Genomic DNA, 11,468 nt, shown 5'->3' on the forward strand with positions numbered 1-11,468 from the left:
ATGAAATGGTGATTAGACACAGACAATCGTTTTCATTAACTCAAAATAACTGGAGTCCCTATGAGCAATACCATCCAAAATCCTGCCGAAAAAAAGCCTGACAATCCGATTGCCAAATATGTTCGTCAAGAGCATATCATGAATGGTTTAACAAGACGCCTTACCGAAGCCAAAGCCAATATTAATACCAGTGTATTTGTCACAAACTTGCTAGATATAGTCCGTCATTCACCTGATCTTATTAAAGCTGAACCTGAAAGCGTGGTGGCAATTTGTCTAGCGGTTACAATGATGGGGTTAAAATTTGATAAGAATCTTGGTCAAGCGTTTATTATTCCTTTTAAAAAGTTTGAAGATGATAATAAAAAAGATTACCGCATCACTCCTCAACTTCAAATTGGTTGGAAGGGATATAAAGCCCTAGCTATTCAATCTGAGCAGTATAAACGTATTAGCGTTACCGAAGTTTATGAATTTGACGATGAAGAAGCAGTGCAAGCCCGATTATTCTCATTGGTGCCACCACGTAAAGGCAATCCTAATCAGATTATTGGTTATGTGGCAGCTTATGAATTAAAAAACGGCTATCAAGAAAGTCATTTTATGACAATTAGTGAATTAGAAGCCCATCAAAAGAACTTTAGTAAAGGTAATCCAGTATGGCAGCATCATCAACATGCCATGCGTAAAAAGACCGTCCTTAAATACTTGTTGAAATCAGGTGCGCCGCTTGGTGGATTAGCTAACCAAATTTATGTTAATCAGGCAATTAGCCTTGATGGTCATGGCGCAATGCTAGATACCTTCGATAATAAAGATAGCACAGGCGTAATTATTGACAATACCTATGAACAAAACGACGATGGTAATGTTTATGAGCATGTTGCTGAACAACAAACCCAAACGCAATATGGAAGTGTGCCACGTATGCAGCTTAATGAAGATGGTATGAAAAAACTGGAAAGCGCAATCATGGGAGGTTCAATTAGTTATAATGAAATCTTTTACCGGTATGACTTGACCGATGAACAAGTTAACCGGATTAATAGCTTTTTTCAATAGTCACTAAAAGCACAGCCCACATAGACGGTGATAGTATGAACAACTATCACCGTCTTTTATTTTCACCGCTTTGGATATCAGAAACTTCTTGGTATCAATATTAAGTAAATAAAAGAAAATAGTAAAAAAAGACGTTTATAAGCTACATGCCAATGTTGAAAGCTCCGAGATAAATTTAATAGATTGCCCCAGGATGTTATTTTAATTCCAAGCAATAATGCTTTTATCTAATGCTCAAAGACACTGGAGTAACGACATGACACACATTACAAGCACCCATCAATTAGTAAACATCCTAAAAGACAATCAAGAAGATTTTGAATTTTATCCAACGACCGAAGCTATTATTGATGCGATTAAATCAGATCTGGAAAATAAAGCTTATTTTCATAATTCCAATATTATTTTGCTAGAAATTGGAGCTGGTGACTGCCGTGTAACCTCAGCATTAAGAGATAGCAAAACGTATCATGTTTATGATGCCTTCGTCGTTGAAAAGGCAATAACCCACATTAAAAACTTACCGGACAATGTTACCTTAGTGGGTACAGAGTTCTTTGAGACCACACTTGCCAGCATAGAAACCGATGTCATTTTTTGCAACCCTCCTTTTGGGCAATATGATGTATGGGCTGATAACATCATTAGAAACTGTTTTGCTTCGATTGTATATCTTGTTATCCCTGAACGCTGGACGAATAATTACTTAATTAATGCGGCACTCAAACAACGCGGTATGATGGCTAAAGTAATCTATTCGGGCGATTTTCTAGATGCTGACCGTAAAGCTCGAGCAAAGATTGATGTATTGCGTATTGTGCTGAATGAAAACGTGATTAGCGATGAAGCAAGAAAATATAAAGGGGATATTGTAGAGTTTAATATTGGTGTCAAAAGTGATCCATTAGATAAAATGCTTAAAAACTTTGATAAGCAAAGTGACTTTTCAAAATACGAAGAAGAAGTTGTATTAAGCAAACAGCTTAATGAGTTAATCGTACAAGGCGGTACAATCATTGATATGGTTACATTTTATAATAAGGACTTAGACCAACTCAAAGCAGATTTTGAGGCAATTTGTAAGATTAGTCCTAAAGTGCTTAAGATTATGGGTATAAGCCGTGAAACTTTGATGAAGTCAATTAAAAATGAAATGGCTAGTTTAAAAAATGTTTTTTGGCGAGAGTTTTTAGATTGTTATGAGCCGATTACATCACGCTTAACCAAAAGAAGTCGCGACGCCTTATATAAGAATGTATTGTCAAGTTGCTACAATATAGATTTCACCGTAAGCAACTGTTATGCAATGACGGTTATAGCTATCGAGCGAGCGAATAGTTATACAGACGAACAAATCAAAGAGCTGTTTTTTAAACATGCCAACAAGGATAATTTAAGTACCTATAAATCAAATCAAAAGGTACTTAGTAAAAATCAATGGCGATATCATGCTGATAGCTACCATCGAAAAAGCGATGCTGAAAATATTATGGAGGCTTATTCTCATTGCAAATTGGAGTATCGTTTAGTATGCAACTACTGGTACTCAACAGATTGGCAAGGGCGTACCGATGTTGCAGAACTTAAAGACATTATCAACGATTACATTGTAATTGCTAGAACGCTTGGTATGAGCTTAAATTTCTTAACTTGTGATGATTACATTGATGTTGGCCATAAGATTACTTACCGCTATACAAAGCAAGATAAAATTGTTGAGCTATTTGATATCCGGTTTTACAAGAAAGGCACATATCATATTCGTCTGAGTCAAGAATTTGCCTTACGGCTCAACGTTGCCATAGCTAAATTATTCGGATGGGTAACGTCGGCAGAACAAGCCGCCGAGGAGTTACAAGAAAATCTTAGCGATGTGGCAGAGGCATTTGCAAACACAACGCATATTGCAATTAACTACGCAAATTTCATGGGTATTGGTTATTGCGAGGAGCAATTAAACGATGACATTCAAGATACTGCTAATGTTGACGATACATACCTAGAGGATGCCAAAGCTGAGAAGGAGAAGAAGGCAGAAAAGGGGTGTTCTAAAGATTATCAGCAAACGGTGTTTGATTTCGATGAACAGTTAATAGCGAGCTAAGTTTTTCACTTATATAATTTGCCCAATCAAAAACCCCTTGTCGTTCAGGCAAGGGGTTTTGAACATCGGTAGCAGACCATTTTTAATTTTTAGTATTTCACACATTGCATATTGTAGCTGTTTTCAGCAAATTCCACTGGACGTTTATTATAAACAAATGAGATAGCTGGCTTGCTAATAGCTTCGATTAATTTTGGTTCACCCTTATTTGAACTGATAATACGCCACTGCATAGGCGCAGCATTGGCTGTTTTTAGCGACTTAGCATTAAAGTCGTTATAAAACACTTTATCATTGGTAAGGTTAACAATACGGCATTTTCCCTCAAACCCTAATGCAATATTGGCTGTTTGATCAGACCCAACCGATGTTTGCTGAATAGGGGCAGCATTGGCCATTGTAAAGCAGCTGATAGAAACAATACCAGCCAAAATAATGCTAAGGCTTTTCATAGGATTTCCCTTTTAATCATCATGAAATTGCTAGATTGCTTAATTAAGCAATACCGAAAATTTATCACTGTTAATTTTAAGTGTCAATCATAAAAATCATTATATTTAATGTATTTTTATATATATATCATTATTTTTAACACGTATTTTTCTAATAATTAATTTTTAGGAGGGCAGGTTGAATACTAAGAAAAGCAAATTAGATAACCATATCGAACTGTAATATTTGTGGATAATCATTTAATCTTTGTAATTATTTGCAAACATCCGTAAGTTAAATTGATTTTTTAAAGGCAGTCCTTTATGATTTATCACATAATAATAAAAACAGCCTCTAGTTACGCTTACTCGACACCCCATGTCTCCAGCTTGGGGTTTTATTTTGCCAAAAATCTGACCAATCACGCGGTAAGCATTAACCTACAAATAATAGAAAAAAGTAAAAATAAATAGCTTAACCAATCAATCGCCCATATTTAGGATTATACAGCTACTTTTCTAACATTAACTTTTCTATACTGTGCCTAAATCATTTATTACATATAAAGGTGCAGCATGCCAAAATTCAAAAAGATTACATTACGACCTTCTCACTATAGTCCCAATGACGCTGATTACGTCGATGTGCAAATTAACATCAGTTCTAAAGGTATCTTTTACTGCAAATTACCAATTCATCTATGTCCTGTAGTGGAGGGTAGGGGGCAACTCAAACTTGAACATGGGAGCAGTCTTACCACTGACCGGAAAGGTGATACCCAGCTACAATGTGAGAACTTTGATGGTTTAATTAAAGACCTTGAGTTGCTTCATAATGTGGCCACCAAGCCAATCATTACCCGGAAACTCAAAATTGGTTACCACGCATCGTCAAACATCCAGTTTGCTGTGGATGAGACTGGAAATATCTATAAAAATGCGACGAAGAAAGATGCTAAGTGGGTGGATAATAAGATAAACCGTGCATCCGGCAATCCTCACCATTTCTCAGTATATGACATTAGTTTTGCTGCTAGGGTGGTAGTAGAGGTAACGTATATTCATGGGGATATTGTTAAGGTCAAATACGAGCCAGTGCTTTCACACCAAGATTTAATTACACCTGAGATTGAAGCGTTAAATTGTTGGACTCGACTTTCAACGCCTACCTCAGATATTAAAAACTCAAACTATAGAATGAAATTTGTCGATTATACGCCGCAACTAGCTATATTTTTTGATGAATTAACAATGTCGATGGCAAAGATCGCAAAACAGTTTTATGAGTTTTTTGGTAATGAAGAACACATTGAGTTGATTAACAATGCCAATCTTTCTCCATTATTGGATTTTAAATAGTCGTTTAAAACACCGGTAATTATGGTTGGCGTGATTCGCGAATAAACTTATTTATCAGCCGTTGCCGTAAAACCACCGACTTTAGGCGGTGGATATAAGACAACTCATGCACTATAACGCTTGCATAAATTTTGCTAAAATAATCCTATGAAAACACTCAAGCTACGCATACGAGATAAACACACAGCAAAGCTTAACCGCCTAAGCGGTTCGGTCAATTTCGTATGGAACTACGTCAATGACTTGAGTTACAAGCACCTACAAAAGACTGGTAAATTCTTTTCAGCCTACGACCTAAACGAATATACCAAAGGTAGCGGTGAACTACTTGGCTTACACAGTCAGACTATCCAAGCCATTAATGAAACCCATGCCAAAGCTAGAAAACAATTCAAAAAAGCTAAATTATCATGGCGAACCAACAACCCAAGCTCTAAGCGTAAATCGCTCGGTTGGCTACCGTTTAAACAATCTGCCATCAAACACATCGCCACACACCAAACAGGTAAAAAAGGCTTAAAATCCACCTTGCAACTAAGCCTAGCCAAAGGGCAAAAGCTAATCATCGACCTATGGGACAGCTATAACCTTAGCCTATACCAAATCAACACCCTTGAGGTCGTCCAAGACAGCCGTAACCGTTGGTATGCGTGTATCACCGTCAAGGATTACCCAAAACAAACCTGTGGAACTGGTAGCGTCGGTATTGATTTAGGTTTAAAAGACAGTGCCACAGCCTCAAATGGCGACAAGCTACAAATCAAGCAAACGCTCAACTATGCCAAAGATTTAGCCATTGCTCAACGAGCTAAAAACAAACAACGTGTCAAAGCGATTCATGCCAAAATCAAAAATACACGCCAAGACCTAATCCATAAATTCACCACCCAATTAGTCAAAGACAATGCGCTAATCGTTGTAGGTGATGTTAGAACTACCCAATTTAACAGTAAAAAAGGCAAACTAGCCAAATCGGTTTACGATGCAGGTTGGTTTGAACTCAAACGACAACTGACCTACAAATGCGAGAACGCAGGTTGCCGTTTTGAAATCGTGAATGAGAGATACACGACCCAGCGATGTTCGTGTTGCGGTGACATCACCGCCAATAGTCCGAAAGGTAGAAAATCGCTTGGAATAAGAGAATGGATATGTGCTTCGTGTGGCACATGGCATGATAGAGATATCAATGCCAGTAAGAACATTCTTGCGGTCGGGCTTGACCGTCTTGTGGAAGGAATCCCCTTGCTTTAGCAAGGGGAGGAAGTCAAAAGTATGGTAGGTTCGCCAAACGCGAAGATGGAAAATGCTTCTTTAAAGGAAATTCTTATGTAGTGCATCACGCAATGTAAGCATATTGCAGAAAGCAAGTTATGAAAAAGCCCTAATAGAAATTAGGGCTTTTTTTGGTTATTCGACTTTAAAACTATATTGATAATTTTTAGGCTCGCCATTGATTAGTACGCGGTCAACATTGACGGTATAGTTTACGCCATACTCAAAGTCAGGTAGCAAGAACGAATAGTTGTTAGGTACACCGCTGCTTGCATAACTAATTTGAACATCACTGATTGGGTGAACAACCCCTTTATCATCTTTAACTGTCACAACCGTATCGGTGTATCGAACACCCCAATTTTTGTCATAACTAGCTTGGTCATAGAACACAAAGAATGACATTCTATCGCCTTTTTGGTAATACTTTTTAGGGTAAATACCAGTCGGATAGGGGTAAATACCAACAGGCGATGTAGTTGATTGGTTTTTATAAGTGGTTGGGTCATACATGAATAAAGCCGCGCCAAATGTATAACCAGTACCTACTTTCTTTTCACCGTCAGCCATACCATACGCTGTTTCATGAATAAAAGGACTTAGCATCCATCGACGATGGCCGAGTGACTCAGACGTATTTTCACGCATGAAACTTGCAATATCGTCAACAGGATTAACTTTAAATTGTGCATTTGGACTGGTATGAGAGGAAAGACTACTCATTTTGGCCCCTGTCAACGCATTGTCAGAATAGCAATTCCATTTGTCATCAATGTAATGACTAACTGTATTTTGGGCTGCCATTGCTAATGCAGTTTCATTGACATACTTTTCTAAGTCTTTGTTATAAACGACAAGCTCTAGACCGTGTAAACGTCGAATGTTATTGACTTCATCAACGATTGCTTTTCGCGTTGCATCATTAATCACACCATACTTACAATTTTTGATATCAGGCACTAATTCATAATAAGCATTGCTTGGTGTTGCTATAACAGGAGTTTGTGGCTTAGTGGTATCAACAGGTGTAGTTTGCGGTTTCGGAGTTTCCACAGTGGGGGTTGGCGATGATGTCTGTGAATTTGATGAACCCCCACCACCACAGGCAGTTAATGAAATGCCAAGAAATACCATAGTAAATAGTGCAAAAGACTTATTCATAATACATCTTCTAGTTCGCTATATCATTTATAAAAATACTATAAAAATGCCATAAGTAGCATAATTGTAACTTAATATTTCCTTAAAAATAAACTTATGTTTATATAAAAACCAAGGTAATAGCTTTGGTAGTTAAGAATTGTTCATTAAAAAATTAAGAGAATCCCTTAATAATGTTAAAAAACACTTATTATCACTATTATTTTAACATAATTTGAAATATATATATGATTTTGAGTATGTAATTATTAAATATCAAATATTTCTACTGTGTAAATTTGTTTAATTATTTTATAATAATTAAATATGTTATATTGTGATAATCAGTAGTAATTCTTTTTTAAAGTTACTAGCTTTTTTGTTAATAAAATGAAAAGCCCATGACTGCAATCATGAGCTTTTCGGGGGCGTTTAAAACTTCCTACAGTCATTAAACACCCCAATGGTAGCACATTTTTATGTGCTGTTTAACTGTTTGGTTGGCACTAAGCAATGTAGTTTACTCTAATTCGGCTTTTGCCTAGAGTCAACCGCCTTTGAACCGAAAGGGGTTTATATGAATAAAACATATAGCGTTGTTAAAAATCGCAACGGTAATATGACTGTTGCCAGTGAAATCGCGAAAGGTGCAAAAAAAGGGCGTGTCGTTGGTGTAGTAGCTACCTTACTAATTGCTACTCTATCAGGACATAATGCTAATGCAGCCAGTGTTACCACGGGGTCTTTTACGACAACTACCAACACCGACTGTTATACCAGTCCCAGTAGTGGTGATGGCTACGGCTTTAACTGCCCATCGGTTCAGTTTAGCTTCGATGATACATTCGCAACCACTAATTATGTCAATCAAGCGATTGCAAATGCGACTCAGACATCAACGACTGCGACTGCGGCTGTAAGTGCTGTTGAACAAGACGTTGCTGATCTTAAAGCAAGCGACGCTCAACAAAATAATGACATAAGTGCTTTACAAGGCCGTGTAACTGCCGTTGAAACTAAAAACAGTCAACAAGATACAGCGATTGGTGATTTACAGGCTAATAAAGCTGATAAATCTTATGTTGATGCCCAAAATCGAGCGCAAGATTCTGTTATTGCTGGCAAGGCTAACACCAGTGATGTCAATGCTAAAAACCAATCGCAAGACATAGCCATCCAAGCCAATACCGACAAAAACGCAACACAAGACAGCCAAATTAGTGCTTTACAGGCCAATAAAGCTGATAAAACAAGTTTAGACCAATTACAAGCTCAAGTTAACGGTATTAAACAAGTTGATGTATCAGGTTTGGCTTCAACTGCCTACGTTGATGCACAAAATCAATTACAAAATACTGCGATTGCTCAAGCTCAATCTGATGCTAAAACGGCTAATGATACTAACGCAACTCAAGCAAACCAAATTTCTGCATTGCAACAAGCGGATGGTGTGTTACAGGGGCGCGTAACTGCCGTTGAAACAAAAAACGGTCAGCAAGATACAGCGATTGGTGATTTACAGGCTAATAAGGCTGATAAAACATACGTTGACGAGCAAAATCGAGCGCAAGATTCTGTTATTGCTGGCAAGGCTAACACCAGTGATGTCAATGCTAAAAACCAATCGCAAGACGCAGCCATCCAAGCCAATACCGACAAAAACGCAACACAAGATAGCCAAATTAGTGCTTTACAGGCCAATAAAGCTGACAAACTTTATGTCGATGGTTCTTTGGCAACAAAAGCTGCACAATCTTCTTTAGATGCTACGAATGCTACAGTAGCTAATAAAGCTGACAAGTCATACGTCGATAATCAAAATCAAGCTCAAGATAATATTATCGCTGGCAAGGCTAATACCAGTGATGTCAATGCTAAAAACCAAAGCCAAGACGCCGCGATTGCTCAAGCTCAATCTGATGCTAAAACAGCTAACGACACCAACGCCACTCAAGCAAACCAAATTTCTGCATTGCAGCAAGCAGATAGTGCCTTACAAGGCCGTGTAACTGCCGTTGAAACAAAAAACGGTCAGCAAGATACAGCGATTGGTGATTTACAGGCTAATAAGGCTGATAAAACATACGTTGACGAGCAAAATCGAGCGCAAGATTCTGTTATTGCTGGCAAGGCTAACACCAGTGATGTCAATGCTAAAAACCAATCGCAAGACGCTATAATCGCCCAAAATAAAGCGGATGCGGAAAAGGCTAATGCGGCTACGAATGATAAGCTTCAGACGCTCACAACTACTATTACTACAACATTTACGAGTTTGGATGAAAAAAACAAAGCTCAAGACCAAGCTTTGATTGATACTGATACCAAATATGATCGTGAGGTTGCTCAACTAAAAGCAAAAGACATCGCGATTGACAATCAGGTCGCTCAAAACAAAGCGGATGCTGATTCTAAAGATAAAGCAACTAATATACGGATCGACAACACTAACACTGTTGTAGCTACTAACGATCAAGCTTCAAAAGACCGTGATACTCAGCTGCAAGCTCAAGTTACTGCCAATAAAGCAGACGCCGATGCCAAAAATGCTGCAACTAACTCAAAAATTGACTCAAATGTAGCTCGTATTGACAGTCAGGTTGCACAGAATAAAGTCGATGCTGAAAAAGCCAACGCGACTACAAACGAGCGTTTAACTGCCGAAGCAGCTCGTCTTGATAGTGCTAATAAAGCGCAAGACTTTATTATTTCTACCAATAAGCTGATTGCTGATGCAAATAACGCTACGCTTACTGCTAAAAATGCTGAACAAGATTTAGTCGTGGCACAAAACAAAGCTGATGCTGACGCAAAAGATAAGGCGACCAATACTAAACTTGATAACAATGTTATGCGTATTGATAATCAGGTCGCCCAAAATAAGGCTGATGCAGAGAAGGCTAACGCAGCCACCAATGATAAGCTTCAAACACTAACAACTACCGTTACTACAACATTTATTCGTATTGATGAAAAAGACAAGGCTCAAGACCAAGCCTTGATTGATACTGATACCAAATATGATCGTGAGGTTGCTCAACTAAAAGCAAAAGACATCGCGATTGACAATCAGGTCGCTCAAAACAAAGCGGATGCTGAAAAAGCTAATACTGTTACGAACATTAAATTGGATAACAATGTTGCTCGAATTGATGATACAGTTGCTAAAAACAAAGAAGAAGCGCATGCAAATAATATAGCTACGAATGAACGTGTCACTAAATTAAATGCAACAATGGTTAATGAATTATCTCGCTTAGATGAAAAAAATAGTCATCAAGATATGCTGATGGCTACAAACAAGCAAGAGTTAGATAACAAAAACCTTGAGCAAGATAGCACAATTATTGCTAACAACACTGCAATTCATAAAAAAGTAGATGATGTGCAAAATGTGTTGCAGACTCAAATTACAGCAAACACAGAAGAATTGCGTTTAATCAATGTTACGGACAACGTTGTTGAGGTAGGTAAGGGCAGTGCCGTGACTGGCAATAATTCGATTGCGATTGGTGCAGGTCACCTAGTTAGTGGGAACAATAGCGGTACCTTCGGTGATCCAAACATTGTTAGCGGAAATGGCTCTTATGCTTTCGGTAATGATAATACAGTTGCTCAAGATAACGTATTTGTATTTGGCAACAATGTCACGACTACACAAGCTAATTCTGTAGTGTTAGGTAATAGTTCAACAGATAAGGCAGCTACCCAAGTAACAAGTACCACCGTTGGCGGTATCGAAACAGGTAACTTTGCTGGCTATGCGCCGGTTGGTGTTGTTTCAGTCGGTGCAACGAATGGCGAGCGTCAAATTATTAATGTTGCAGCTGGTGAAGTTAGCGAAAGCTCTACTGATGCTGTAAATGGTAGTCAATTATTCCAGGTCGGTAACACGCTTGCAACTAAAGATGCAGACTTACAAAACCAAATTACTACCAATAATGTAAATACTAACACACGTATCGACAATACGAACACTGTAGTTGCTACTAATGACCAGGCTTCAAAAGAACGCGATGCACAGTTGCAAGCTCAGGTAATTACGAATAAGGCAGATGCCGATGCTAAGAACGTGGCTATTAACGAGCGCGTGACCA

At 38.1% G+C, this 11,468-nt stretch carries 6 protein-coding genes and 1 pseudogene; 5 read left to right on the forward strand and 2 right to left on the reverse strand.

What is annotated here, in order from left to right:
- The first annotated feature begins 60 nt into the window (after window positions 1–60).
- Both RTJ53_RS08095 and RTJ53_RS08100 read left to right on the forward strand, forming a co-directional pair.
- Window positions 61–1,062: a recombinase RecT gene (locus RTJ53_RS08095; RefSeq protein WP_312276573.1), complete on the forward strand. Its 1,002-nt coding sequence runs from the start codon at window positions 61–63 to the stop codon at window positions 1,060–1,062.
- Between the two features lie 256 nt (window positions 1,063–1,318).
- Window positions 1,319–3,166 (forward strand): DUF4942 domain-containing protein, encoded by a 1,848-nt coding sequence (locus RTJ53_RS08100; protein ID WP_312276574.1) that lies wholly within the window; start codon window positions 1,319–1,321, stop codon window positions 3,164–3,166.
- Window positions 3,167–3,255: 89 nt separating this feature from the next.
- On the opposite strand, the gene RTJ53_RS08105 is transcribed toward RTJ53_RS08100, so the two are convergent.
- Entirely contained in the window at window positions 3,256–3,618 is a 363-nt protein-coding gene (locus RTJ53_RS08105; protein ID WP_312276575.1) for a hypothetical protein, read from the reverse strand.
- 555 nt (window positions 3,619–4,173) lie between these two features.
- Between RTJ53_RS08105 and RTJ53_RS08110 the strand changes: the two genes are divergently transcribed.
- Window positions 4,174–4,956 carry a hypothetical protein gene (locus RTJ53_RS08110; protein WP_128681477.1) on the forward strand — a complete coding sequence of 261 codons (783 nt, stop codon included), beginning with the start codon at window positions 4,174–4,176 and terminating at the stop codon, window positions 4,954–4,956.
- 147 nt (window positions 4,957–5,103) lie between these two features.
- Window positions 5,104–6,210, forward strand: a complete 1,107-nt coding sequence (locus RTJ53_RS08115) for an RNA-guided endonuclease InsQ/TnpB family protein (protein ID WP_312276576.1) — start codon at window positions 5,104–5,106, stop codon at window positions 6,208–6,210.
- Window positions 6,211–6,366: 156 nt separating this feature from the next.
- Here the strand turns inward: RTJ53_RS08115 and RTJ53_RS08120 are convergent, their stop codons facing one another.
- Window positions 6,367–7,392: a CAP domain-containing protein gene (locus RTJ53_RS08120; RefSeq protein ID WP_128682458.1), complete on the reverse strand. Its 1,026-nt coding sequence runs from the start codon at window positions 7,390–7,392 to the stop codon at window positions 6,367–6,369.
- A 556-nt stretch (window positions 7,393–7,948) separates the two neighbouring features.
- Here RTJ53_RS08120 and RTJ53_RS08125 point away from each other — a divergent pair.
- Window positions 7,949–11,468: pseudogene (locus RTJ53_RS08125) on the forward strand (hypothetical protein); the annotation flags it as partial.

Source organism: Moraxella sp. CTOTU46711 (assembly GCF_031975715.1).
Lineage (GTDB): Bacteria > Pseudomonadota > Gammaproteobacteria > Pseudomonadales > Moraxellaceae > Faucicola.

Bases quoted from the DNA above. Each gene is read 5' to 3' on its own strand.
- RTJ53_RS08095 (WP_312276573.1), top strand. From the start codon at position 61: ATGAGCAATACCATCCAAAATCCTGCCGAAAAAAAGCCTGACAATCCG.
- RTJ53_RS08100 (WP_312276574.1), top strand. From the start codon at position 1,319: ATGACACACATTACAAGCACCCATCAATTAGTAAACATCCTAAAAGAC.
- RTJ53_RS08105 (WP_312276575.1), bottom strand. From the start codon at position 3,618: ATGAAAAGCCTTAGCATTATTTTGGCTGGTATTGTTTCTATCAGCTGC.
- RTJ53_RS08110 (WP_128681477.1), top strand. From the start codon at position 4,174: ATGCCAAAATTCAAAAAGATTACATTACGACCTTCTCACTATAGTCCC.
- RTJ53_RS08115 (WP_312276576.1), top strand. From the start codon at position 5,104: ATGAAAACACTCAAGCTACGCATACGAGATAAACACACAGCAAAGCTT.
- RTJ53_RS08120 (WP_128682458.1), bottom strand. From the start codon at position 7,392: ATGAATAAGTCTTTTGCACTATTTACTATGGTATTTCTTGGCATTTCA.